We start from the raw sequence: 22883 nt of genomic DNA on the forward strand, positions 1-22883 counted from the left end.
CGAGTGGTTGACCGAAAGCAGAGGCAGAAGCCTTGCGCTGGACATCGGCGATGGAGGGGATCTCGGGCATCGTTCGCAAAACCGCCTTAGGGGTGGGTCATTGAAGTCACTTAGCCCTCCAACGACAACTGAACACTGCCCCCGCCGAACTTTTCTGCTTTCAGCAGTTTGATCAGAGAACGCAACCCGCGCTCCGGCATGGCCCCTCGGGCGCCGTCTTGATAGATGGTCCCCTTGTCGGGGAAGTAGCTCAAGTCGGCAGCCACCTTGAGCTGATAAGGGCTGCCGAGAGGGCGTCGCACATCGACCCCTTGCCTCTCCAGCTCCTCAATGGCTTCGCGCATGGCAGCACTGTCACCCGGTCTGGGCTCGGCTGTTGGTAGCTTATCAAATTTCATTTTCCGCCTCTCATAAAACCCACCCCAAAGGGGGAAGAGACAGTAAGTATTTTATTCAGATGGAAGGATAGTTAGGCAGTTTTTCAGTAAGATAGTAGTTCAGACAGTAGATGCAGTGGCGATTGTAAATTTAATGCATCGAGACGCCGTTGTCAAGTCAATTTTGACGCAACCCACATAGCGATTCAGATCTTCAGAGTAATTCTCTAACGCGGTCCAGTACTCGAATTGAATCTTGGATCAATTTTATCGATCGCTTCCTGTAGATCAATCACTTCATAGCCCTTGCTATAGCGCGCCGTCTCGCCAGGAGTGCTGTGACCGGTGAGTGCGTCGATTAACGCAACCGGCACCTTTGCCCGCTGCAGGAAGGTCGTTGCGCTGTGTCGCAACGAGTGGAAGTCCAGCTTGGGCTCGTAGAGACCAACCTCACGGCGATAGCGGGTGAACCACTTGGTGAAATTGTGCCCGAGGCGATTGTCCGCGCCGCCAGGCGTCAGTCGGTCGAAGACCAAGACATGGCCTGCCTTGCGTTGGCCTTCCACGTAGCCAAGAAGGCCCAGCCGAATGAGCTCCTTGTGGACCGGGACGAGCCTGACCGCGTTTTGGTTCTTCAGCTGGCGGGGCGGCGCCGCATTGATGTCGAACACCCACACGCCGTCGATCTGGCGGATATCGGCGACATGCAGCTGGCAGATCTCCTCCTGCCGCATGCCGGAATAGAGCGCGATCAGGGGCAGCCAATACTTCTCGTCACGGATAATGTGCTTGCCTGGCTTGGAGCGCCTCGCAGCGGACTGGCAGCCCCGCCAGACTGGCGTGGCGAACAGGCGATCGAGATCCTCGGTCGTCCACATGGACCGTTGGTCCTGGGCCCGCTTCTGTGCCGGGAGCTTGAACCCTTTGAAGATGTTGGCTGAGAGCTCGCCGCTCTGGATCCCAATGTCCCAGAGGGCGGACATTGCCGTGAGATGACGTTTGACCGTGCGTGGGCTGATTCTCGGCAAGTCTTGGGAGCGGGTGGCGTTGGCAATCTCTTCTGCGGTCATGCCGCGATACTGGACGGCCTTGCTGTAGTTGTCGGGCAGCTCGAGGAGGACCGACTTGAAGCGTGTCGCGTCTTGCTTGGTGTAAGCCGACAAGGGCTTGTCCCCGCACATCTCGGCAAAGAGCTGGTAGGTCTTGCGGGCCTGTAGCGCCGTCTGCTGTTCCCACACCTTCAGGCGTGCCTGGGTTTGGCGAAACTCCTCCGCCACCGCCGTGAACAATGCGGTGTCTGGTTGAGGCGGCTTTGGTTCAGCAGCCGGATTGATGCCAGGCTGCGGATGCGGCACCGCCGCTGCAGTCTCGATCGCCGCCTTAAGAAGCTTGTCGCGCGGCTCGAAATTGAAGTCCCCTTCGAATCGAGCACGAACCGCCTCGGCGAGGTCAATGCCGGCTCGCAGTAGGGCTTGCTGGACCAGCCGCTCATCTTTCCGGTCAAGCTTGCCCAACAGCCCGTGCTTCTGGATCATCCCCTTGCCGATCTGGTCAACGGCCAGGAAATTGTTGCTGGCGAGGTCCCTGCGCGCCCGTTCCGCAACTTCTGAGTACTTGGCCACGAGCGCCAGCCGCATGCTCTCGTCCAAGGGACCAGCGCTGGCCAGCCGCCAGTGGTTGTCCTGCTCGAGGACGCGTGCGTAGAACTCTTGCACGATCCGCGCGAGGTCGGCTTCGCTCAGCATGGGTGACGACCTGGCGATTTCAAACAGTTCCTCCGAACGCAGATAGAGGGATCGGGACAGGCCACGGGCTGCCCCGATGTCTGACGTCCTGAGACTACAGCACAGCTCGGCGCGGTTGAGTAGGGCTCTCAGGTCGCGCGGAATCGCGCGCCTGAAGTAGAAAACGCCATGCCGCCGGAAGCTGTTTGGAACCGCCCGCATGCCTGCGATTTGCACCCTTCTGTTACAGTCCACTGTAACAGAGTCCCAGCCAAGCCCCCGAAATGGGAACAGCTTTCCTTACTTATCAATATCTTGGAAGGAAAGTTGGCTGGGGCGCCAGGATTCGAACCTGGGAATGCCGGTACCAAAAACCGGTGCCTTACCGCTTGGCGACGCCCCAACAGCCCATGTGACTGAGCGATCAGCCGGTTAGGCAATCGCACGCGCTTTGCCAAGCCCTTCTTTGCCGCAATCCCCACGCGGTGGCTGTTTGACAGGCTGTCGACGCCACGTCAGCATCGCGGCCATGAACAACGCCATCCGCCTTTCCGAAAAATGGTTCGTGCGGGCGCTGTGGCTGATTTCTCTGGTATTTGCCTTCTTCCTGATTGGATTGGGCAATGCCGTGGTCGGTGACCTGCCGCAGGTGGAGGCGGAACTCTCCCTCCAGCAATTCATGGACCCTGCGGCCGAAGCGCTGCAGCAGCAACAGGATGCAGCGCGCAACAATCGCCTAGCGGCGGAAGCCGCACTGGACCAGGCCGAGTTGAAGCGCACCGGCGCACTGAAGGAATATGAAGCCGCCCGCGCCACGTTCGACAACTGGGTGGCAACACGCCAGGCCACCGGTCGCGCCGATCAGGATGCCGAATTGCGTGCCCGCACCAGCGCGCTGGATGCGCTGAAGGCCAGCGAAACCGCCGCCAGCCGCGCCAGTGAAGCGGAACGGCAGAAACTGCTAGACGCGCAGCAGGCCGAACAGCGCGCCGAAGCCGCGATGGTGCCGCTGCGCGACGCGGCGCAGGCCAGAATGCATAATGCGTTGCAGGCATCGGAACTGCGCGTGTTTCTCTATCGCCTGGCAGTCACGCTCCCCTTGCTGGCCATCGCCGGCTGGCTGTTCATGAAGGCCCGCAAGAGCCGCTGGTGGCCGTTCGCCTGGGGCTTCATCTTCTTCGCGCTATTCACGTTTTTCGTGGAACTGGTGCCCTATCTGCCCAGCTATGGCGGCTATGTCCGCTATTCGGTGGGGATCATCATCACGCTTCTGGTCGGTCGCTGGGCGATCATCGAGCTGAACAAATATCTGGAGCGGCAGAAACTGGCCGAAGCACAGCCCGAAACCATGCGCCGACAGGATCTGGCCTATGATCAAGCGCTGGCCCGGCTGGCCAAGGGCGTCTGCCCCGGCTGCGAACGGCCGGTGGACCTGAAAAACCCCGACATTGATTTCTGCCCGCACTGCGGCATCGGCCTGTATGAGCGCTGCCACAGCTGCAGCGCCCGCAAGGGCACCTTCTCACCCTTCTGCCACAAGTGCGGGGCGAAGGCCGAGGCGGCCTAGGCCCGCGCCAGCAGTCGCCGTGCCTGTTCGACGTGGAGGATTTCCACCATCTGGCCGTCGAGTGTGGCCACGCCGCGTCCGACCGAAAGTGCAGCTTCATAGGCGGCAATCATCGCCCGGGCGTGGGCCACCTCATCGGCTGAAGGCGAAAAGACCGCGTTACAGGGATCGACCTGGATGGGGTGAATCAGCGTTTTGCCGTCAAAGCCCAGCAACTTGCCCTGCCCGGCTTCGACCCGGAACGCGGCTTCGTTGCGATACTCGGTACACACGCCATCAAAGCACGCGACCCCGGCAGCGCGGGCGGCCAGCACGATGGCGGACAGGCTATAGAGCAAGGGCGTGCGGTTCGCATCAACGCCGCAATTCAACGCCTTGGCCAGATCGGCCATGCCGGCAATCAGACCGGTTACGCCCGGCGTGGCGGCAATGGCGGCGGCGTTGAGCACACCTGCCGGCGTTTCGATCATCGCCAACACCGGCCGCCCGCCGGCACGCTTCACCAAGTCGGCGGCTTCGGCGGCCGTATCCACTTTTGGCACCACGATGCCGGCAAAGCCATCGACATGCGCCGCGGCCATGTCATCGCGATGCCAGGGCGTGCCGATGCCGTTCACTCGCAGGAAAAGCGCCCGATCGCCCCAACCGCCCTCCAGCGCAGCCGCCACGGCAGCAGCGCGGGCATCGACCTTGGCGTCCGGCTGCACCGCATCTTCCAGATCGAGGATGACCGCATCAGCGGCCAAGGTGCGCGCCTTGGCGATGGCACTGGCGCGGTTGGCGGGCAGGTAAAGCAACGAGCGCAGGCGGGTCATATCCATGGCCGGCACGCTGCCAAAGCGCTGCCGCCTACGCAACAGGTCTAATCGTCAGCCCAGCCCGTCAGCTGTCCGCGCAACTTGGTGAGCGCCGCCTTCTTGATCTGGCAGATCCGCGCAGCGCCGACGCCGAGCACCTCGCCGATCTCCTCCAGATTCAACTCTTCGACGAAATAGAGCTGCAACACCTGCGCTTCACGTTCCGGCAAGGTGGCGATGGCGGCAGCGATGGCGCGACGGCGGCGATCCTGTTCGAGGCAGTCATGCGCATCGGGATCGTCGCTGGCAAACCACTGGCTGTGATCGGAATAGACATCATCAAGGCTTTCGGACTGCGCGGCATGGGTTTGCGCCAAGGCGGCGCGATAGTCTGGCAGCGGCAATTCAAGCGCGGCGGCCATTTCCTCGTCGGTGGCGGTACGGCCCAATTGGCCTTCAAGGCGGGCGCGGACCTGCCCCCACTCGCGCTTGCGGCGCATGGCGGAGCGAACGAGTGTGGCGCCTTTGCGGAGCTGATCGATCATTGAACCCCGCACGCGCACGCTGGCGTAAGTGGCAAAGGCGGCATGGCCGCGATCCTCGAAGCTGCCCGCCGCCTCGATCAGCGCAATCATGCCGATCTGCACCAGATCCTCGACATCGATGGCTGACGATACGCGAGCATGAACGTGCCAGGCGATGCGCCGAACCAGCTGCAGATGGCTGGAAATCAGCCGTTCCGGATCGACCTGCGCAAGCCGCGCCGGGGCATAGAGGGCAGGATCAAGGCCAAGCCGGGCGTCCATCAGGCGTCTCCTTCGGGGGTGGGGGCGCGTGCGGGCTGCGCAGCGCCAATCACGGCCAGCACCTCCACATCGCGATCATCGGGGATGTCGGGAAAGGCGAGCACAGGCAGGCCGGGCAGCCGGGCACGCAGCAACTGCCAAAGCGGGCGGCGCACTTGCGGTACCGTGACGATGGCAAAGCGCCGGCCTTCGTTCATCAGGGAACGGGTGGCCGCCGCCACGGCTTCGGCCATACGGGTGACAAGCGCTGGGTCAAACGGGTGGGCGGCGCCCGGATTGGCGCGCACCGCCTGAACAAGCAGGGTTTCGAGGCCGGGATCGAGCGCGACAGCGGCCAGCGGGGCCTTCACACCAGCGAGTTCCTGCACCAACGCGGCGCCCAGCGCCGGGCGAATAAGTTCGGCCAGTTCCGCAGGTTCCTGGCTTTTGGGAGCGACGGCGACCAAGGCGCTGGCGATGGAGCGCAGGTCGCGGATCGAGATGCCCTCCTCCAGAAGGCGTTGCAGCATCTGGGTGACCACCGCGACGCTCAGCAACTTCGGCGTGAGCGCACCTGCCAGCGCCGGCGCCGTTTCCGCCAGCGTGTCGAGCAGTGCCTGCACCTCGTCTTGCCCGAGCAGGCGGTGGGCGTGGGCCATAAGCAACTGGTTGAGGTGGGTGCCGACCACGGCGGCCGGATCAACCACGGTATAGCCGGCGGCTTCGGCGAGATCGGCTTCGGCAGGATCGATCCAGCGTGCCGGAATACCGAAGGCCGGATCAGCGGCTTCCCGGCCCGGAATAGGGGTGGCAATCGGTCCGGCCTCGATCGCCAGCACATCATCGGGATAGGCCTCATCCTCGCCCACCACGACACCGGCCAAGGTGATGCGATAGCGGAAGGGCGGCAGCGCCAAATCATCGCGCACCCTCACCTGCGGTAGCACAAAGCCAAGATTCTTAGACAGTTGGCGGCGAACAGCGGTGATCCGCGCCATCATCGGCGCGCCGCGCGCCTCCTCCACCAGTGGCACCAGGCCAAAACCGATATCGATGCTGGCCGGTGCGCTCTCGGCAACTTCGGCCCACTCGATACGGGCATCATCCCGGGCTGCTTCAGCAGCGGCGGTTTCGGCCGGGATCTCCGGCGCCGGGCGCTTCTTGAGGGCGAGCCAGAAGGCAAAACCGGCCGCCGGTGCGATGATCAGCAGCGGCATGCCAGGCAAAAGACCTAACAATGCCAGGATGATGCCTACCGGCAGCCATGGCGCTGTCTGGCCCAGTTGCAGCCCCACCTGGCCGGCAAGGTCGGTCTCCTTGCCCACCCGCGTCACCACCATGGCGGCAGCGATGGAGAGCAGAAGCGCCGGCACCTGGGCGACGAGGCCATCTCCCACGGCAAGCAGCAGGTAAGTGCGGGCCGCGTCCGACAGCGACAGATCGTGGGAGACAGTGCCCAGGATGAGACCGCCTATGACATTGATTGCAAGGATCAAAACGCCGGCGACGGCATCGCCCTTCACGAACTTGGAGGAGCCATCCATGGCGCCATGGAAGTCAGCTTCGGTTGTCACTTCGAGGCGGCGGGCGCGGGCTTCGTCGGCGGTGATCTGGCCGGCGTTCAGATCGGCATCGATGGCCATCTGCTTGCCAGGCAAGGCATCGAGGGTGAAACGAGCGGCGACTTCGGAGACGCGGCCGGCGCCCTTGGTGATGACGACAATGTTGATAATCATCAGCACGGCGAAGACGAAAAGGCCGACGACATAATCGCCGCCGACGAGAAAAGTGCCAAAGGCTTCAATGACATGGCCGGCTGCCGCCGTGCCTTCGTGGCCATGGACCAGCACGACGCGGGTGGAGGCGACATTCAAGGCCAGGCGCAGCAGCGTGGCGTAGAGCAAAACCGTTGGGAACGCCGAGAAATCAAGTGGTTGACGGATGTTGATGGCCACCATCAGCACGATCAGTGCCACCGCGATGTTGGTGATGAAGAACAGATCGAGCAGGATGGCCGGCAGGGGCACAACCATCAGCGCGACCAGGATGAGGATCGCGGCGGGCAGCAGCGTGGTGCGCGCGCTCCAGTTGCGGGGATCGAGGGCGAGCGCGTTCATGACATGGCTGCCAGCACGAGATAGGCCATCCGGGCCCGCGCTGCGGTCAGAGCCGGGTCATTTTGCGGCAAAGCGCTGCCGGCAGGTGGCAAGGTGCTGCCGGCCGCTGCCGGCCAGTGTAGGCGGCAAGATAGAGATCGGCTGATCCGGCGGCGCGGCCCAGCGCGCCCTCCAGCTTCGCGGCGTTGTCGCGGGTGAACTCGGCGGCCATGGTGGCGGCGACATCGGCGTTTTGGCGCAGGGACAGGATCGTTTGCTTCACCGCCCCGTTCGCGCCGCTCTTCAGTGCGTCAGCCGCCCAGCCCAGGCCGTGCTTTTCGCCGTGGCGGGCAATTGTGGCGAGCCAGGTGGCATCGGTGAACTGGAACAGGCCGCTGGCCGACGAGGTGCGGGCGCGGGCCATCGGATCAAGCCCGGATTCAGCGCGGGCGTTGGCCAGCAGGTAGGAAAAATCGACGCCGGTGCGGTTGGCGGCATTGCTGATGGCATCAACAACGGCAGCGCTTCCGGTGGCGCGGGGAAAGGCGCCGATAAGGTTTGGGGCCTGGGTCATGCCCCAACCCCAAGCAAGGCGCGTGCCAGCAGGGCCAAGCTGCCCTGCCCGATTGCACCATATTGGATGTTGCCCCCCAACACCGCTCAGGCCCAGCGCCCGTTGCGGCCGTAGGTGACAGGTTCCGGCCGCGGAATCGCCGGCCCGGGGCGCAGCGCGGCGAGGCGCTTTTCAACGCTGATCAGCTTGGCCCGGCTTTTCAAGATCGCCTGGGTGTTCAGATCCCGCGCTTCTTCGAGCAGCGGGCGCGGCGGCGGCGCGCCGCCGGCAATGGCGGCCGAAAGATCGGCCAGCGCCCTGGCCTTGGCGTCACTGGCGGCCAGAATGGCATCGGCATCTTCGGCGTCCAGCGCGTCCAGCTCGCTGCGGATGGCCGCAACCAGCGCCTGCGCCAGATCATCGGCTGCACTCATGGCCGGCCACGATCCAGCTTCAGCATGGCATCAGCGATGCGCAGCGGATCGAGCGGATAGCGGCCGGCCTCGATCTGCGCCTTCAGTTCGGCGACGCGCGCGGCGTTCACCGGTGGCGCCTTGGCCAGATCGGCGACCAGCGCAGAGCGGCCGGTGCGCGCGGGCGCTATATCGTTGCCGGGCAGGTTCCGGCGCACGCCGCGCGCCGGATCGGCCGCCGTGGTCTGCACCGTGGTTTCCGTCGGCGCGCGGCGCTGGCCAATCGGAGCCCTGATGGGGCCGCCGCCCCCTGAAATGCCATCAATCATTACCTCGTCCTTTCCGCCCGTCTCGAAGGGCCCAACGCACTTAACGGCCGTTCACCATGCAGCTTAAGTCACCGCGCGAGCACGACCTTGCCGCCCTCCTCGATCCGTCCGGTGAAGCGGCGGCCGGCCGGGCCCTTCAGCGCAATGCGGTTGCCATCGGCGTCGCGTTCGGCTTCGGCCTCGATGCTCACGGCCCAGCCCTGCCCGCCGGCTTCGACCAGCACGCGTTCACCGCGCCAGATGGCCGGCCGCGCCCGCGCCTGTGGCAGCGCACCCGGTGCTGAGCCGAGGGCAAAGGGCTGATCGATCGGGACATACAGCGTCCACGCCGGGCTGGCGCAGTCGGCGCGCACCACGTCGGCGCGGGCCCAACTCAGCGCCGGGGCCAGGCAGCGCGGCACCACCAGGCGCGGATCGATCCGCGCGGGTGCGCCGCCGGCGAAGCCCTGCACCTGCGCCTTCAGTGCGGCGACATCGTGCAATGCCTGCGCCAGAGTCTGAGTGGGCGCCGGGCGGGCGGCGATCAACGCGCCCAGCCCGGCCAGCCCCAACAGGATGTGGCGAACGGAAGGCGATTTAAACATCTGGCGCATGGGACCGTTGTTCCTGATGCTGGTTGGCAAACACCGTGGAGTCCCCCGAACGGTGCCCCCCACAGCCAGCAAGAAGCGCGCCAACTGCAGACCCCCCATACGCAGTGCGCCTTTCGCCGGCCCGGGGCCGGCAAGCCCTTGCCGCTCCCCCCGGCAAGCCCTTGCCGCAACCCCGGGCCGCCCCCCCCTTCACCTTCGTTGCCCGGCTTTGGCATGCTTGTTGCTGAGCAGGGGGCATGACGATGCTCGACACCGCCCTTGGTCTCTCTGCCGACGCCCTTCGCCTCAGGGCGCAGCGGCTGGACGTGATCGCCGGCAATATCGCCAACGCTGCCACTCCCGGTTTCAAGGCGCGAGATCTGGATGCCGATGGCGCGCTGGCCCGATTGCAGGCGGCGCAGTCTTCAGGCTTTGGCGCGGTGATGGCCAATCAACTGAACGGCGACATCAAGTATCGCGCCGCGCTGGTGCCCAGCCTGGATGGCAACACGGTGGAGATGGCCACCGAACAGGCAGCCTTTGCTGAAAACGCCGTGAAATATCGCGCTTCGCTCGGGTTTCTCACCAGCCGCATCCAGACGATCATGAGCGCGCTGAAGGGCGGTGAATGATGAAACCCATCAACCCCTCGGGCCTCAGCACTTTCGACATTTCCGGCCGCGCCATGGCCGCGCAGTTGGTGCGGATGAACGCCATCGCCTCCAACCTCGCCAACGCCGGCACCATCGCCGGCAGCGAACAGGGCGCCTATCGCGCGCTGAAACCGGTGTTCAGCGCTAGCTTCGATGGCCCGGCCGCCACCGTGGATGTGGCGCGCATGGCCCGCACCGGCACGCCGGAAAAGAAGCTCGATCCCAATCACCCGCTGGCGGACGCCACCGGGCATGTGTGGGCCGCCGCCGTTGATCCCAACCAGGAGATGGTCGAAATGGTCGAAACCGCCCGCGCCTATGCCAACAATGTCGAAGTGATGAGCACGGCCCGCGGCCTGATGCTCGAAACACTGCGGATCGGCAAATGAGCAGCGTTGATCCCGCCCTGCCCGCCGGGCTGCCGGTCGCGCAGCCGACCACCGCCAAAGCGCCAAAATCCACGCTGGATCAGGGCGATTTCCTTCGCCTGCTCACCGCGCAGTTGCAGAACCAGGATCCGACCAAGCCGGTCGATAACTTCCAATATGTCCAGCAGATGGCGATGTTTGCGCAAGTGGAGGGCGGCAGCGCCACCAACACGAAGCTGGATGCGGTGATCGCGCGGCTGGATCAGCTGATCGCACAAGTTTCCCCTCCCGAAGCGTCAAACTGAAGGAATCTGTTGCATGGCTTTCTATACCGCATACTCCGGCCTCACCGGCGCGCAGACCGAGATGGCGACCATCGCCAACAATATCGCCAACGTTGGCACCAGTGGCTTCAAGCGCAGCCGCGTGGCCTTTGGCGACATCATTTCCACATCGGCGCTGCAGAACCCCAACCGCATCGTGGGTTCCGGCACCACGGTGCGGGCCATCACCCAGCAGTTCCAGCAAGGGCCAACCGAAACCAGCACCAGCGCGCTGGACATGGCGCTGGCGGGGCCGGGCTTCTTTGTGGTGAAATCCGGCGCCGGCGGCGTGCAGACGCATTTCACCCGCGCCGGCAGCTTTGGCGTAACGCCGGAACGCTTCGTGGTGGATAACCAGGGCCGCACGCTGCAATTGTTCCCCACCACCACAGATGGCGCGCTGCAATCGACCACGCTGGCCAGCACCGCGCCGGCCCGCCTGCCGCTGAACAGCGGCGCACCGCAGGCCAGCACCGAGATTCGCCTGACCGCCAATCTGCCGGCCGATGCGCCGATCATTGCCGATCGGCCGATCTACACGGCGCAAAATCCCTATGTGTTCGATCGCAATGATCCCGCCACCTTCAACGCCAGCACATCGGTGACGGTGTTCGACAGCTTGGGCAATCCACTGGCCGCGACCATCTATTATGTGAAGGACAGTGTGCCGACGGTTGGCGACCCGTTCCACCGCTGGACGGCGCGGGCCTTCGTGGGCAACCAGGAACTGAACGTGGCCGGCACGCCCGGCATCCCCATGGAATTCGACGTCAACGGCAATCTGACCAACCCCACCACGCCGTTCGTGTTCGATGCCTTCACGCCCGATACCGGCGCTGGCGCCATGGCGCTGGCCGTTGATCATGGCACCGCCACCGTTCAGCAGGCCGGCCCGTTCAGCGTTGCCCTGATCGAACAGGATGGCGTGGCATCGGGGCAGCTGGAAAGCGTTTCGGTGGAACCCGACGGCCTGGTGCGCGCCAGTTTTTCCAATGGCGAAGTGCAGGTTCTGGGCAAGGTGGCTCTGGCCAATTTCTCCAACCCGCAAGGACTGAAACAGACCGGCGATGCCAGCTGGGTGGTGACGCCGCAATCGGGCGAGCCGCTGATGGGTGAAGGCGGCCGCAACGGCATCGGCACCATATTGTCGGGCAATATCGAGCGGTCGAATGTCGATCTCACCACCGAACTGGTCAACCTGATCGCGGCGCAGCGCAATTTCCAGGCCAGCGCAAAGGCGATCGAGACCGACAACCAGTTGATGCAAACCATCATCAACCTGCGGAACTGATGAGCGATGGACCGGCTGATCTATACCGCATTGACCGGCCTGAACGCCCGGGCGCGCGAGGCTGTGGTGACCGCCAACAATCTCGCCAACGCATCGGTCCCCGGCTTCCGCCGCGATATCGTGGCGCAGGAAGGCCGCTATCTGGACGCCGCCCGCGCTGCAGATGGGGCGTGGGAAGCACGGGCACAGGTGGGTTCGCCCAGCCTCGCCACGCCGGCGGTGCCGGGCAAGGTGCAGGCGACGGGGCGCGGGCTGGACGTGGCATTGTCGGCGAAGAGCTGGCTGGCCGTGCAGGGGCCGGTGATCGGCGGCGAGGTTAGGCAAGGTTACACGCGGCGCGGCGACCTTTCGGTGTCGGCGACCGGCCTGCTGACGAACGGCGATGGCCGGGTGGTGCTGGGGGCGAACAATGCGCCGATTTCGGTGCCGCCCGGCGCGGCGCTCACCATCGCGCAGGATGGCCGGATCAGCGCCTTGCTGCCCGATGGGCCAACCGAGGTGGGGCAGCTGAAACTGGTGGACGGCAGCGGGCTCACCGGGCGCGACAAGGCCGGCGATGGCCTGTTCCTGCCGGAAGAGCCCCTGCCCCGCGATCCCGCCGCGCGCGTGGAAAGCGGTGCGCTGGAAAGCGCCAACGTGACCGCCACCGAGGCGCTGGTGGAACTGGTGGAGGAACAGCGCGGGTTCGAGGTGAATGCCCGGCTGATCAGGCTGGCGCAGGACATGGACGAACAGGGCGCGCGGTTGATGCGCTTGGACAACTGAAGGGATTTGCGATGACGACCGCCTTGCAGATTGCCCGTTCGGGGCTGGATGCGCTCGACCAGCGCATGAAGACGATTTCGAACAACCTCGCCAACGTTTCGACCACCGGTTTCAAGAAGGATCGGGCGAGCTTTGCCAGCCTGATGTATCAGGATGATCGCAATCCCGGCGCCGCGAGCGGGGCGGACACGCAATATGCCACCGGGCTGGGCACCGGCACCGGCGTGCGCGTGGTGGGCACCGAACGCATGCACAGCCAGGGCACGTTGCAGACGACGGACAATGCGCTGGATTTGGCGATTGACGGCGCCGGTTTCTTTGCCGTGCAACTGGCCGATGGTACGGTGGGCTATACCCGTGATGGCGGCTTCAAGCTTTCGGCCAATGGCGAAATGGTGACGGCATCCGGCCTCAGATTGGCGCAGCCGCTCACCATCCCGGATGGCGCGCAGCAGATCACCATCTCGCCCGATGGCATCGTGACCGCCGCCGTTGCTGGCCAGGCCGCGCCGGTGGAAGTGGGGCAGTTGCAGCTGACACGGTTCCTGAACCCGGCCGGGCTGATGCCGGTGGGGGACAATCTCTATCGCGAAACCGCCGGATCGGGGCCGCCCACACTGGGCGTGGCGGGCCAGGCCGGGATGGGCAGCATCCGGCAGGGCATGCTGGAAGGATCGAACGTGTCCACCGTACAGGAGCTGGTGGACATGATCGAGACGCAGCGCGCCTATGAAATCAACGCCAAGGTGATCAACGCGGCCGACGAGATGAGCCGTTACGTGGTGCAGAATGTCTGAGCGGCAATCGGCGCAGCTGTCACTGGCCTGCTGGCTGCTGGCGTCGGCGATCCTGTTCTTCGTCGCGCAGCCGGCGTTGGCGAAGAAGCTGAAGCCGATCCCGCCAGCCATCGTCGCCGTGCCGGTGTCGCCGCTGATCGCCACCGGCAGCCTGTTCAACGCGCAGAATTTTGCCGGACTCGTCACCGATCGGCGGGCGCGACGCGTGGGCGATCTCATCACCATCCGGCTGGTGGAGCGCACCCGCGCCAGCAAATCGGCCAGTGCCGAATCCGGGCGCGATAGCGACAACGCGCTGCGTTTCCCGCCGGTCATTCCCTTTGCCAACAGCCTCAATCAGGCGACGCAGGGCGGATCGGCGCAAAGCTTCAAGGGCAGCGGTACGGCTGAGCAGAACAATGAATTGTTTGGCGAAATCACCGTGACCGTGGCCGAAGTGCTGCCCGGCGGCGTGCTGCGCATCGCGGGCGAGAAGCGACTGATGCTCAATCGCGGTGAAGAGCATCTGCAGCTCACCGGCCTGGTGCGGGTGGATGATCTGGGGTTCGACAATGTCGTGCCCTCCACCCGCGTCGCCGATGCGCGCATCCGCTTTGGCGGCACCGGCCAGGTGGCGGACAACAGCCGCCAGGGCTGGCTGGCGCGCTTCTTTGCCAAGATTGCACCGCTGTGATGCGCATCCTGCTGCTCCTGCTGCTCCTGCTGCTCAACAGCCCGGCCAGTGCCGAACGGGTGAAGGACATCGCGCGCTTTTCCGGTGTGCGGGCAAACGCACTCACTGGCTATGGCATCGTGGTGGGCCTGACGGGCACCGGCGATCAGAATCTGGAATTCACCATCCAGTCGCTGAAATCCGCCACCGCCCGGCTGGGCGTGCTGCTGCCGCCGGGTGTGAACCCGCAGTTGCGCAATGCTGCCGCAGTGATCGTGACGGCGGAACTGGCGCCCTTTGCCAAACCCGGCCAGCGGCTGGACGTGACCGTGGCGGCGCTGGGCCAGGCCAAGAGCTTGCGCGGCGGCACCTTGCTGTTGACGGCCTTGCAGGGGCCGGACGGCGAGATTTATGCGCTGGCGCAAGGATCGCTGGCCGTCGGCGGCTTCGGCGCGGAAGGCCGCGACGGCAGCCGCATTGTGGTCGGTACGCCGGCCACCGGCCGCGTGCCGTCGGGCGGCATCATCGAACGCGCCGTCGCCTCGCCGTTCACCGGCAGCGGGCCCTTGTTCCTTGATCTCAACGAACCGGATTTCTCGGCGGCAAAATCGGTGGCCGATGCCATCAATCGCAATATCGGCGGCGAGGCGGCGCGCGCCGAAGACGGCATCCGCATCGCCATCAATGCGCCCGATGCACCGGCAAGCCGCATCGCGCTGGCTGCCCGGGTGGAGGCGCTCGACGTCACATTGCAGCCGCCGGCCGCCAAGGTGATCGTCAACGCCCGCACCGGCACGGTGGTGATTTCAGGGGAAGTGCGCATCCTGCCCGCCGCCGTGGCCCACGGGAACCTGACGGTGCGGGTGACGGAGAATCAACAGGCCAGCCAGCCCGGCCCGTTCGGGCGCGGCCAGACGGTGGTGGCGCAGCAATCCACCGTGGAAGCCGGCGAGGCCCAGACCCGCATGAACCTGTTCGCGCCGGGGGCAAAGCTGGGCGAGATCATCGATGCCGTGAACGCGCTGGGTGCCGCGCCGGGCGATCTTGTCGCCATCCTCGAAGCCCTGAAGGCCGCCGGCGCACTGCGGGCGGAACTGGTGGTGATCTGATGGAGATCAAGCCCGTCACGATGCCCATCGTGCGCCAGCCTGAAGAGGTGAAAGCCGCGCGAAGAGCCGGACAGGATTTCGAAGCCCTGCTCGTCACTCAGCTGCTGAAGACGGCGCGGGCGGCGAAGCTGGGCGACGACATGCTGGGCAACAATGATCAGATACGCGACATGATCGATGATCAGCGCGGTCGCGCCATCGCTGCTGCAGCGCCGCTCGGTCTGGCGCAATTGCTGGCGAAGGAGGCCGGAAAATGATGGACCTGCTCTCGCTCGGCCGCTCCGGCGTGCTGGCATTCCAGAACGCACTCAACGCCACTGGTGACAATGTCGCCAATGCCGATACGCCGGGTTTCGTCCGCCGCCGCATCGTGCTGGCCACGCAGCCCACGGGGAGCGGCGGGCCGTTCCAGCGCGCGTCGTTGAGCGGGGCCGGCGTACGCGCTGCCGCGCTGGTGCGCGATGTTGATGCGCTGAAAGCCAATGCCGCCCGCATCGCGAGCGGTGATCAGGCAAGGCTGGGCGCCCGGCTGGACTGGCTGCAAAGGCTGGAATCGCTGGCCAGCACCGCCGATGTGGTGGGCCGCGTGGGTGCCTTCTTCGATGCCGCGACGCGACTCGCCGCCGCCCCCACCCAGCCTGCGGCGCGCGCCGTGTTCCTTGATGCTGCCGAAGATGCCGCTGCGGCGTTCGCGGGCCATGGCCGCGATCTGGAGCAGCTGGAAGGCGATATCCGCGCCGAAGCCCGGCTTTCCACCCGCCGCGTCAACGATCTTGCCGCCGCGCTGGCAAAGGTGAACGATCAACTGCGGCGCGGCGATGATGGTGATGTCGCGGCGGCCGGCCTGCTCGACAACCGCGACCGGCTGCTGGCTGATCTCGCCAATGAAGTCCGGATCAGCGTGAGCGAGGGTGAGCGCGGTGTGGTCGAGGTCAAGCTCGGTTCCGGACCGTCAGCGGTGCTGCTGGTGCCAAAGGCCGGCAACAGCAGCCGCATCGGCGTCGCGCCTGATGGCCAATCGGTGCTGCTTGATCCCGATCATGAACCGGTGCCGTTGCGGCTGCCGGCGTCGGGGCGCTTGTCGGGCCTGTTGGAAGCCAGTGGCCAGATCATCCGCGCCCGCGCCGCACTGGATGGCAGCGCCGGCAGTTTCGCCACCCTGGTCAATGATTGGCACCAGCGCGGCATTGATGCGAACGGCCAGCCCGGCCAGGCGCTGTTTGCCACCACCGCGACCCGCACCACCGTGGGCAAGGCCAATGCCGGGCAAGCGCCAGTCGATGTAACACTGGCCGACGGAGCGACCCCCTTTCCCGGCGGCTATCGCCTGATTGCCGAAGCCGGCGGCTTCACCCTGGCGCGGACGGACAACAGCGCCAGCATCACCGGCACATCGCCGCTGCTGCTCGACGGGCTGACCGTCACCATCGGTAATGGCTGGGTGAGCGGTGATCAGTGGACGATCGAGCCGCTGACCGGCGCGCAGGGCCTTTCGTTGCGCCCCTTGCAGCCTGCCGAGGTAGCCGCCGCCGCGCGCTGGCAGATTGACGGCGTGCCCACCAACACCGCACGTGGCCTGCCGGGGATATTTGACGATGCGACCGCGCTCGCCCTGCCCGGTGGCGACACCACGCCGCCACCCTGGCACGTCACGGTCATTGCCGGCGGGCTGGCCGAGATCCGCGATCCCACCGGCGTCAATCTCCTCGCCACCGTGCCCGCCGATGGCAGCCTGATCGAAGGGCCGGGCGTGCGGTTCCGCATCCCTGCCGATGCCGCAGAGGGCGACCTGTTCCGCATCGCGCCCACCCCGCCGGGGTCGCAGGACAATCGCAATCTGCTCGATCTGGGCCGTCTGCGCGCCCAACCCGGCCCCAATGGCACGATCGAGGCCGTGCTGGATGGCGATCTGGCCAGCATCGGCGCGAATGTGAGCGATACCAAGCGCTTGGAAGCCGCTGCTGCCAGCCTGAAGGAAGATGCCGCCCGCGCCAATGATGCGGTCTCTGCCGTCGATCTGGAACGCGAAGCCGCCGAACTGACCCGGCTGCAGGCCGCCTATCGCGCCAATGCCCAGGTGATCGGCGTGGCGCGTGATCTGTTCGATCAGATTCTTGGGCTGGCCCGATGATCCCGCCGCTGTCCGCCCGGGTGGGCCATGATGCCGCCGTTCGCCGCCTGAAGGGGCTATCCGAACAATTGGCGGTTGTGCAGGAACAGATCAGCACCGGGAAAAAGCTGCAGAAGCCCGGCGACGATGCCATCGCCTTTGCCCGCATCGCCACGCTGCGCCGCGCCAACCAGGGTGCCGAGGTACAGCGCGAGGCCATGGATGCGGCCAGCGCGCGGCTGTCGGCCAGCGAAGTGGCGCTCGCCGGCATTGCCGATCTCGCCGCGCGCGCCAAGGAACTGGCATTGTCTGGCCGCAACGGCGCGCTCAACGCCAGCGATCGCAAGGTGTTGGCACTGGAGGTGCGCGAGTTGCTGGCCGCCGCGCGCGGGCTGGCGGAGACACGCGGCGCCGATGGCGAGGCGCTGTTTTCCGGGGTTGGTGTGGCGCCCAGCTATGCCGATGATGCCGAAGGACTGGCCGTGTGGGCCGGGCTGGGCGTGCCGCCGGAAGTCGCCACTGTGGGCCGCCGCATCGCCGCCGGCATCACCGGGCCGGAAGCCTTTGGCGTGACCGAGCCGCTGCCGCCCGTTGACCCGCTGGCGCCGCCGCCCGATCCAGAAGTGCCGCCGCCACCGCGCCAACGCAATTTCTTCGACAGTCTGGCGCATCTGGCCGATAGTTTGGAGGAGCCCCGCCCGCTGTTCTTCGCTGCGGCGATGGACGAGGCGATTGCCGCCATGGACAATCATATCGGCGGGCTGGCCGGCGCCCAGGCACTGCTCGGCGCGCGGGCGGCGCGGCTGGAGGCGGAAACCGACCGTCTGGACCGCAGCCAGCTGGAATTGAAATCCAGCCTGTCGAAGCTGGAGGACACCGACATGACCGAGGCCATTGCCCGGCTCGACCGCCTGTCGGTGGTGCTGGAAGCGGCGCAGGCCAGTTTCGCGCGGGTGTCGCGATTGAGCCTGTGGGACGATATCCGCTAAGGATTCCAACACGGCAGCGATTAAGTCCGTTCTGAACGGGCCGTAATCCGGGGGAACCCCTCAACCCCCGGAGCCGGCCCCTGCATGCTGTCCATCATCGGCCTTGTCGTGCTCATCGTCATGGTGTTTGGCGGTTTTGCCATCACCGGCGGCAGCCTGGGGCCGGTGCTGCACGCCCTGCCGCATGAATTCCTGATCATCGGCGGTGCCGCCGCCGGCGCCACTTTGGTGGCAACCGATATCAAGGGAATCAAGGAGATGGGCGGCGGCCTTGGTAAGGTGGTGAAAGGCCCCAAGTACAAGAAGGCGGACTATGGCGCGGCGATCTTCCTGACGGCGCGGTTGATGCGCCTGTTCCGCACCGAAGGGCCAACCGCGGTGGAACCCCATATCGAAGACCCGAAATCATCGAGCATCTTTGCCGAATATCCACAGTTTGCCGGCGATCATTTCTTCATCAGCCTGGTAACGGATTCGATCCGGCTGCTGGTGGTGTCCACCGGCACGCTGTCACCCAACGCCGTCGATGAAGTCATCGAAACCCATATCGATACCCACCACCACGCCGCCCTGAAACCGGTGGAGCGATTGCAGACCATGTCGGACGCGCTGCCGGCGCTGGGCATCGTCGCGGCCGTGCTGGGCGTGATCAAGACGATGGGCAGCATCGATCAGCCGCCGGCCATCCTGGGCGCGATGGTCGGCTCGGCGTTGGTCGGCACGTTTCTGGGGGTGTTGCTCAGTTACGGCATCGTCGGGCCGCTTTCGGCGCGATTGAAGGCGGTGATCGACGAGGATAGCGAGATTTATCTGGTGGTTCGCCGGGTGATCATCGCCACGCTGAAAGGCCAGCCGCAGCCGTTGGTGATCGAAGCGGCGCGCACCGCGATCAGCCCCACCCATCAGCCCAGCTTCAGCGAGATTTTCGACGGCATGCGGTCGGCAAAGTGAGCGGCCTGCCATGAAGCATGAACCGAATATCGAGCCGGAAGTCGTTATAAAGAAAGTGAAGAGCCACGCCCACGCGCACCATGGCGGTGCATGGAAGATCGCCTATGCCGATTTCGTCACCGCGATGATGGCGTTCTTCATGCTGCTGTGGATTCTGGGCGCGACGAACGAGCAGCAAAGGAAGGGCATTGCGGATTATTTCACCCCCACCGTGATCCAGATGCAGAACAGCGGCGGTTCCAACGGGCTGTTCGGCGGCCGTGCCGTGACGGCGCCGGATGGGTCCTCCATTCGTCCCGAAACCACCGGCAAGCGCCCGGTAACCGCCGCTGGCAGCGACAGCGTGGCCGCCAAACCCGGTGTTGGCGAAGGCAGCAGCGCAGCTTCGGGCCAGCAGGGCCAGGCGCAGGGCAGCAGCGGCAAGACCGCCAAGCCTGGTGAGGATGACGCTCGGGCCGCCGCGCGTGCCCGCGATGATGCGGCGCTGGACAAGGCGGCCCAGCGCGTCATGGCAAAGCTTGAAGCCGATCCCACGTTGAAGGGCCTGAAAGGCCAGGTGCGCTTCGTGAAGACCCGCGATGGCCTGCGCATCGACATGGTGGAGCGCGCCGATTTTTCGATGTTCAGCCTGGGCACCTCGGCCCCCACATCCGCGGCCGGCGAACTGGTGCAGACGGTGGCGCACGCGATTGAAGACATGCCCAACGCGTTGACCGTACGCGGCCACACCGATGCGCTGGGCTTCAGCCGGAAGGACGGCGCGTCGAACTGGAGCCTTTCGACTGCGCGCGCCGACGCCACGCGGCGCCTGCTGATGGGCGCCGGCATCCCCGGCAGCCGCTTCCGCCGCATCGAGGGCGTGGCCGATACTGATCCCTATGTGAAAGACAAACCAGCCGATCCGCGCAACCGGCGGATCAGCGTGACCCTGCTGTATCAGGATAACAGTTGATCAGTTGGGGCTAATCACTCTGGTGCCAGCGGGCGGCCTTCGAAGCGGGCGATGGCGTGGCTCACCACCTTGTCCAGCGCCTCATCGGAGAAGAAGCCGCCTGGGATCAGGCAACGTTCGATCAGCACGCGGCGCCAGGCGGCGAAGGTTTCGGCATCGGGCGGCGTCGGGCGCTGCCAGAAATCATCCAGTTCGCCCTGAAAGGTGACATCCGCCATGTCGTAGATGGCATCGCCCAGCACCGCCACCGGCAGGCCCATGGCCAGGCCCAGCGTGCCGGTCGTGCTGTTGATCGTCACCATGCCGCGGGAGCTTGCACTGATCGCTTCGATATCGCCGCCCACCAGATAATCGATCCTGTCGGCCACCTTGAACTTGGTGGCGATATCGACAGCAACCTGTTCCCAATTGCGCACGCCGTTATCGAGCGGATGTTCCTTCACCACCAGCCGCACACCCGCCGGGGCATGGGCGGCGAAGGACTGGATCACGGTTTTCATCGCATCGGCAATGCCCACGAAGGGTGAATGGATGCGGATCTGGGCGTCGCTGTCCAGTTGTAGCGGAAACAGGAAATAGGGTGCGGCTGATTGTTCCAGCCGAGTGAGCAGCGCCTGCCCGGCGGCTTCGCGTTCGCGCTTGCGCCACAATTTGCGGGCCCAGCCCATGCCTTCTACCAGTGGGTGCCAGGGGCGGTGATTGTCCCAATGCGGATAATGCCAGCGGCTGAACAAGTCGGCGGCATTATAGGCCAGGCCTTGCAATGCGCGGCGACGAAAGGACGACATCACACGGCTGTGCGGCGGCACCGGCGGCAGCAGCGCAGCGGTGCGACGATAATATTCGGGGTCGCGCGGCAGGCTCGAATGGCCGTTCACGCCGCCTTCTTCCATCGTCACCCAATCCGGGCGCACATAGCCTTCTTCGAACACATGCACGCGCACGCTTAGCTCGCGGCATACGTCGCGGGCGGCCATGTGATAATCGCGACAATCGCCGAACAGCATCACATCGGTCACTGCGAACTGGCGGATCAGGCCGCGCAGGGCATCGGGCCAATCGGCCTTGGTGCCACGATAATCGATGCCGCCGGGCAGATTCCACGTGGCGCGATCACCGCCGTTGAAATTCACCTTGTGCACGCGGTGGCCGGCGCGGATCAGCCCCTGGCCCAGGCGGCGGAACAACGGCCCCATCAGTCCCTGCAGCAACAACACGCTGCGCGGCGCAGCCAACAGCAACGGGCTCATTGCTTCGCCGGGCGCGGGGCTGGTCATGTCAGGCATCAAGGGCGGTCCCGCTCAGCTGAGCCAAAGGCCTTACAGCCAGATGATGGTTCCTGTCGACAGGCCAGCCGCTCACGCTGGTGCGCGTCGATCATGGCCATGCCTGTTGCCCCGCACATCATTCTTGGAACCGCCTGTTTTCGTCCAACCCAAACCCGGTTCCTTTTGCCCGGCGTGGATGAACACAGGCATAATGACAGGGCCGTAATCCCCCGCTATGGAGCCACCCTTGCACGGTTGCGCCCCAGCAATCGCCATATGAAAGACACGATGGGTCGCACCTCGTTGAGCCTTGGCCTGATCTTTGGCCTGTTGCTGGCAGCATCGCTGCTGGCAGATGCACTGGTGCGCGAGCGCCGCCGGCGCAGTTTCGCCGGCGTATGGCTGCATCTGTGGATCGTGCTGGCAGTTGCTGGCCTGGTGCAGGCGCTCAGCGGCAACGCGATGGTGTCGGCACTGGTGGCACTGGGGCTGGTGGCCATGCTGGCACTGGTTTCCAATGCCAAGAACGCCATGCTGGGCGAACCCCTGGTGTTTTCCGATCTGGCGCTGGTGGCCGCCGTGTTCCGCCACCCGCAATTCTATCTTTCGGCCTTGCAGCAATGGCAACTGGCGGCCCTGGTGGCCGGCGCTGCCGGCCTGCTGGCGCTGCTGGCCTGGCTGTTCGTGGCCGCTGTCCTGCCGCATCTGGCCGGATTGGCGGTGCTGGTGGCCGCGCTGCTGATGATCCGGATCAGCCTGATGCTGCCGCCGTGGCGCGGGCTGGCGCTGGTGCCCGATGCCCGCGCCGATCTGGCCCGCCATGGCCTGCTGGCCAGCCTGTTGCTCTATTGGTGGCGCTGGCGCGCCAGCGCTGACCCGGCGCCCTGCTCATCATCCCTGTCGGCCCCCACCGGCGCTGAACTGGTGGTGGTGGTGCAGTGCGAAAGCTTTGCCGATCCGTCCGAACTGTTCGGCGATGCTGCGCTGGCCCTGCCCTGCCTGGCCGCGGCACGGAGCGATGCCTGGGTGCAGGGCCGGCTGCTGGTGTCGGGCTTTGGCGCCTATACCAACCGCACCGAATATGGCGTGATCTTCGGCCGCGACGAGGATGTGCTGGGTTTTCGCCGTTTTGATCCCTTCCTCACCGCCCTGGGCGAGGCCAGTCACGCCCTGCCCGCCCGCCTGGCCCGCGCTGGCTGGCGCAGCCTGTTCGTTCACCCGCATGATCTGGGCTTCTACAGCCGCGATATCATCATGCCGGCGGCCGGCTTTGCCGAACTGGTCGGGCCAGACGCCTTTGTGATGCCTTCCAAGGGGGAACATCGCTATGTGACCGATGCCGCCATTGCCGATGTGATCATGGACCGCGCCCGCGCCGCCGCTGGCCCCACGCTGATCCATGCTGTCACCATCGAGAATCATGGTCCGTGGCCGGCCGACGG

At 65.4% G+C, this 22883-nt stretch carries 25 protein-coding genes, 1 tRNA gene and 1 pseudogene; 15 read left to right on the plus strand and 12 right to left on the minus strand.

The genetic code is table 11. The features are described from left to right. Nucleotides 1–110: 110 nt before the first annotated feature. The 4 genes and pseudogenes from RT662_RS05210 to RT662_RS05220 form a co-directional block, all read right to left on the minus strand. Nucleotides 111–344, minus strand: coding sequence for a hypothetical protein (locus RT662_RS05210; RefSeq protein ID WP_313669648.1), 234 nt, complete (start codon nucleotides 342–344; stop codon nucleotides 111–113). A gap of 260 nt (nucleotides 345–604) precedes the next feature. Continuing rightward, nucleotides 605–2122: a site-specific integrase gene (locus RT662_RS05215; protein WP_313669649.1), complete on the minus strand. Its 1518-nt coding sequence runs from the start codon at nucleotides 2120–2122 to the stop codon at nucleotides 605–607. A 21-nt stretch (nucleotides 2123–2143) separates the two neighbouring features. Then, nucleotides 2144–2323 (minus strand): annotated as a pseudogene (locus tag RT662_RS16215) (DUF6538 domain-containing protein); the annotation flags it as partial. Nucleotides 2324–2429: 106 nt separating this feature from the next. Beyond that, nucleotides 2430–2504: transfer RNA gene (locus tag RT662_RS05220), tRNA-Gln, on the minus strand. Nucleotides 2505–2630: 126 nt separating this feature from the next. On the opposite strand from RT662_RS05220, the gene RT662_RS05225 reads away from it, so the two are divergent. After that, the gene (locus tag RT662_RS05225) at nucleotides 2631–3668 is read left to right on the plus strand and encodes a serine endopeptidase (protein WP_313669650.1); all 1038 of its coding nucleotides are present in this window, start codon (nucleotides 2631–2633) and stop codon (nucleotides 3666–3668) included. Here RT662_RS05225 and RT662_RS05230 read toward each other — a convergent pair. From RT662_RS05230 to RT662_RS05260, 7 genes are all read right to left on the minus strand, one after another. Further along, nucleotides 3665–4489 (minus strand): CoA ester lyase, encoded by an 825-nt coding sequence (locus RT662_RS05230; protein ID WP_313669651.1) that lies wholly within the window; start codon nucleotides 4487–4489, stop codon nucleotides 3665–3667. The two genes, RT662_RS05225 and RT662_RS05230, sit on opposite strands and share 4 nt — an antisense overlap. 41 nt (nucleotides 4490–4530) lie before the next feature. Further along, complete coding sequence (locus tag RT662_RS05235; protein ID WP_313669652.1) at nucleotides 4531–5271, minus strand: FliA/WhiG family RNA polymerase sigma factor; 741 nt, start codon at nucleotides 5269–5271, stop codon at nucleotides 4531–4533. After that, on the minus strand, nucleotides 5271–7367 hold the full coding sequence (gene flhA, locus RT662_RS05240; RefSeq protein WP_313669653.1) for a flagellar biosynthesis protein FlhA: 2097 nt from the start codon (nucleotides 7365–7367) through the stop codon (nucleotides 5271–5273). The genes RT662_RS05235 and flhA overlap by 1 nt, the downstream gene beginning before the upstream one ends. 46 nt (nucleotides 7368–7413) lie before the next feature. Further along, nucleotides 7414–7920, minus strand: coding sequence for a transglycosylase SLT domain-containing protein (locus RT662_RS05245; protein ID WP_313669654.1), 507 nt, complete (start codon nucleotides 7918–7920; stop codon nucleotides 7414–7416). 86 nt (nucleotides 7921–8006) lie between these two features. Next, nucleotides 8007–8333, minus strand: a complete 327-nt coding sequence (locus tag RT662_RS05250; protein ID WP_313669655.1) for a hypothetical protein — start codon at nucleotides 8331–8333, stop codon at nucleotides 8007–8009. Next, nucleotides 8330–8641, minus strand: a complete 312-nt coding sequence (flgM, locus tag RT662_RS05255) for a flagellar biosynthesis anti-sigma factor FlgM (RefSeq protein WP_313669656.1) — start codon at nucleotides 8639–8641, stop codon at nucleotides 8330–8332. Before flgM ends, RT662_RS05250 begins: the two co-directional genes overlap by 4 nt. 68 nt (nucleotides 8642–8709) lie before the next feature. Further along, complete coding sequence (locus tag RT662_RS05260; protein WP_313669657.1) at nucleotides 8710–9234, minus strand: hypothetical protein; 525 nt, start codon at nucleotides 9232–9234, stop codon at nucleotides 8710–8712. A gap of 236 nt (nucleotides 9235–9470) precedes the next feature. Between RT662_RS05260 and flgB the strand changes: the two genes are divergently transcribed. The 13 genes from flgB (at nucleotide 9471) to RT662_RS05325 (ending at nucleotide 20173) form a co-directional block, all read left to right on the plus strand. Next, a complete protein-coding gene (gene flgB / locus RT662_RS05265) occupies nucleotides 9471–9845 on the plus strand; it encodes a flagellar basal body rod protein FlgB (protein ID WP_313669658.1) in 375 nt (124 codons plus the stop codon). Further along, the gene (gene flgC / locus RT662_RS05270; protein WP_313669659.1) at nucleotides 9845–10255 is read left to right on the plus strand and encodes a flagellar basal body rod protein FlgC; all 411 of its coding nucleotides are present in this window, start codon (nucleotides 9845–9847) and stop codon (nucleotides 10253–10255) included. Before flgB ends, flgC begins: the two co-directional genes overlap by 1 nt. After that, nucleotides 10252–10539 (plus strand): flagellar hook capping FlgD N-terminal domain-containing protein, encoded by a 288-nt coding sequence (locus tag RT662_RS05275; protein ID WP_313669660.1) that lies wholly within the window; start codon nucleotides 10252–10254, stop codon nucleotides 10537–10539. The genes flgC and RT662_RS05275 overlap by 4 nt, the downstream gene beginning before the upstream one ends. Before the next feature lie 13 nt (nucleotides 10540–10552). After that, the gene (locus RT662_RS05280; protein WP_313669661.1) at nucleotides 10553–11848 is read left to right on the plus strand and encodes a flagellar hook protein FlgE; all 1296 of its coding nucleotides are present in this window, start codon (nucleotides 10553–10555) and stop codon (nucleotides 11846–11848) included. A 6-nt stretch (nucleotides 11849–11854) separates the two neighbouring features. Then, nucleotides 11855–12613 carry a flagellar hook-basal body complex protein gene (locus RT662_RS05285; RefSeq protein WP_313669662.1) on the plus strand — a complete coding sequence of 253 codons (759 nt, stop codon included), beginning with the start codon at nucleotides 11855–11857 and terminating at the stop codon, nucleotides 12611–12613. Nucleotides 12614–12624: 11 nt separating this feature from the next. Further along, nucleotides 12625–13410: a flagellar basal-body rod protein FlgG gene (gene flgG / locus RT662_RS05290; protein WP_313669663.1), complete on the plus strand. Its 786-nt coding sequence runs from the start codon at nucleotides 12625–12627 to the stop codon at nucleotides 13408–13410. Then, entirely contained in the window at nucleotides 13403–14083 is a 681-nt protein-coding gene (locus tag RT662_RS05295; RefSeq protein ID WP_313669664.1) for a flagellar basal body L-ring protein FlgH, read from the plus strand. The genes flgG and RT662_RS05295 overlap by 8 nt, the downstream gene beginning before the upstream one ends. Beyond that, nucleotides 14083–15171 (plus strand): flagellar basal body P-ring protein FlgI, encoded by a 1089-nt coding sequence (locus RT662_RS05300; RefSeq protein ID WP_313669665.1) that lies wholly within the window; start codon nucleotides 14083–14085, stop codon nucleotides 15169–15171. Before RT662_RS05295 ends, RT662_RS05300 begins: the two co-directional genes overlap by 1 nt. Further along, a complete protein-coding gene (locus RT662_RS05305) occupies nucleotides 15171–15428 on the plus strand; it encodes a rod-binding protein (protein ID WP_313669666.1) in 258 nt (85 codons plus the stop codon). The genes RT662_RS05300 and RT662_RS05305 overlap by 1 nt, the downstream gene beginning before the upstream one ends. After that, the gene (locus RT662_RS05310; protein WP_313669667.1) at nucleotides 15425–17302 is read left to right on the plus strand and encodes a FlgK family flagellar hook-associated protein; all 1878 of its coding nucleotides are present in this window, start codon (nucleotides 15425–15427) and stop codon (nucleotides 17300–17302) included. The genes RT662_RS05305 and RT662_RS05310 overlap by 4 nt, the downstream gene beginning before the upstream one ends. After that, the gene (locus tag RT662_RS05315; protein WP_313669668.1) at nucleotides 17299–18270 is read left to right on the plus strand and encodes a flagellin; all 972 of its coding nucleotides are present in this window, start codon (nucleotides 17299–17301) and stop codon (nucleotides 18268–18270) included. The genes RT662_RS05310 and RT662_RS05315 overlap by 4 nt, the downstream gene beginning before the upstream one ends. A gap of 84 nt (nucleotides 18271–18354) precedes the next feature. Then, nucleotides 18355–19221, plus strand: a complete 867-nt coding sequence (gene motA, locus RT662_RS05320) for a flagellar motor stator protein MotA (RefSeq protein ID WP_313669669.1) — start codon at nucleotides 18355–18357, stop codon at nucleotides 19219–19221. Nucleotides 19222–19231: 10 nt separating this feature from the next. Further along, the gene (locus tag RT662_RS05325) at nucleotides 19232–20173 is read left to right on the plus strand and encodes a flagellar motor protein MotB (protein WP_313669670.1); all 942 of its coding nucleotides are present in this window, start codon (nucleotides 19232–19234) and stop codon (nucleotides 20171–20173) included. A gap of 14 nt (nucleotides 20174–20187) precedes the next feature. On the opposite strand, the gene RT662_RS05330 is transcribed toward RT662_RS05325, so the two are convergent. Continuing rightward, nucleotides 20188–21450 carry a capsular biosynthesis protein gene (locus tag RT662_RS05330; RefSeq protein ID WP_313669671.1) on the minus strand — a complete coding sequence of 421 codons (1263 nt, stop codon included), beginning with the start codon at nucleotides 21448–21450 and terminating at the stop codon, nucleotides 20188–20190. A gap of 267 nt (nucleotides 21451–21717) precedes the next feature. Between RT662_RS05330 and RT662_RS05335 the strand changes: the two genes are divergently transcribed. Beyond that, the coding region (locus RT662_RS05335) for a sulfatase-like hydrolase/transferase (protein WP_313669672.1) at nucleotides 21718–22883 on the plus strand (1166 nt) is incomplete at its 3' end.

This window comes from Sandarakinorhabdus sp., assembly GCF_032115815.1.
GTDB lineage: Bacteria > Pseudomonadota > Alphaproteobacteria > Sphingomonadales > Sphingomonadaceae > Sandarakinorhabdus.

Bases quoted from the DNA above. Each gene is read 5' to 3' on its own strand.
- RT662_RS05210 (WP_313669648.1), bottom strand. From the start codon at position 344: ATGCGCGAAGCCATTGAGGAGCTGGAGAGGCAAGGGGTCGATGTGCGA.
- RT662_RS05215 (WP_313669649.1), bottom strand. From the start codon at position 2,122: ATGCTGAGCGAAGCCGACCTCGCGCGGATCGTGCAAGAGTTCTACGCA.
- RT662_RS05225 (WP_313669650.1), top strand. From the start codon at position 2,631: ATGAACAACGCCATCCGCCTTTCCGAAAAATGGTTCGTGCGGGCGCTG.
- RT662_RS05230 (WP_313669651.1), bottom strand. From the start codon at position 4,489: ATGGATATGACCCGCCTGCGCTCGTTGCTTTACCTGCCCGCCAACCGC.
- RT662_RS05235 (WP_313669652.1), bottom strand. From the start codon at position 5,271: ATGGACGCCCGGCTTGGCCTTGATCCTGCCCTCTATGCCCCGGCGCGG.
- flhA (WP_313669653.1), bottom strand. From the start codon at position 7,367: ATGAACGCGCTCGCCCTCGATCCCCGCAACTGGAGCGCGCGCACCACG.
- RT662_RS05245 (WP_313669654.1), bottom strand. From the start codon at position 7,920: ATGACCCAGGCCCCAAACCTTATCGGCGCCTTTCCCCGCGCCACCGGA.
- RT662_RS05250 (WP_313669655.1), bottom strand. From the start codon at position 8,333: ATGAGTGCAGCCGATGATCTGGCGCAGGCGCTGGTTGCGGCCATCCGC.
- flgM (WP_313669656.1), bottom strand. From the start codon at position 8,641: ATGATTGATGGCATTTCAGGGGGCGGCGGCCCCATCAGGGCTCCGATT.
- RT662_RS05260 (WP_313669657.1), bottom strand. From the start codon at position 9,234: ATGCGCCAGATGTTTAAATCGCCTTCCGTTCGCCACATCCTGTTGGGG.
- flgB (WP_313669658.1), top strand. From the start codon at position 9,471: ATGACGATGCTCGACACCGCCCTTGGTCTCTCTGCCGACGCCCTTCGC.
- flgC (WP_313669659.1), top strand. From the start codon at position 9,845: ATGAAACCCATCAACCCCTCGGGCCTCAGCACTTTCGACATTTCCGGC.
- RT662_RS05275 (WP_313669660.1), top strand. From the start codon at position 10,252: ATGAGCAGCGTTGATCCCGCCCTGCCCGCCGGGCTGCCGGTCGCGCAG.
- RT662_RS05280 (WP_313669661.1), top strand. From the start codon at position 10,553: ATGGCTTTCTATACCGCATACTCCGGCCTCACCGGCGCGCAGACCGAG.
- RT662_RS05285 (WP_313669662.1), top strand. From the start codon at position 11,855: ATGGACCGGCTGATCTATACCGCATTGACCGGCCTGAACGCCCGGGCG.
- flgG (WP_313669663.1), top strand. From the start codon at position 12,625: ATGACGACCGCCTTGCAGATTGCCCGTTCGGGGCTGGATGCGCTCGAC.
- RT662_RS05295 (WP_313669664.1), top strand. From the start codon at position 13,403: ATGTCTGAGCGGCAATCGGCGCAGCTGTCACTGGCCTGCTGGCTGCTG.
- RT662_RS05300 (WP_313669665.1), top strand. From the start codon at position 14,083: ATGCGCATCCTGCTGCTCCTGCTGCTCCTGCTGCTCAACAGCCCGGCC.
- RT662_RS05305 (WP_313669666.1), top strand. From the start codon at position 15,171: ATGGAGATCAAGCCCGTCACGATGCCCATCGTGCGCCAGCCTGAAGAG.
- RT662_RS05310 (WP_313669667.1), top strand. From the start codon at position 15,425: ATGATGGACCTGCTCTCGCTCGGCCGCTCCGGCGTGCTGGCATTCCAG.
- RT662_RS05315 (WP_313669668.1), top strand. From the start codon at position 17,299: ATGATCCCGCCGCTGTCCGCCCGGGTGGGCCATGATGCCGCCGTTCGC.
- motA (WP_313669669.1), top strand. From the start codon at position 18,355: ATGCTGTCCATCATCGGCCTTGTCGTGCTCATCGTCATGGTGTTTGGC.
- RT662_RS05325 (WP_313669670.1), top strand. From the start codon at position 19,232: ATGAAGCATGAACCGAATATCGAGCCGGAAGTCGTTATAAAGAAAGTG.
- RT662_RS05330 (WP_313669671.1), bottom strand. From the start codon at position 21,450: ATGACCAGCCCCGCGCCCGGCGAAGCAATGAGCCCGTTGCTGTTGGCT.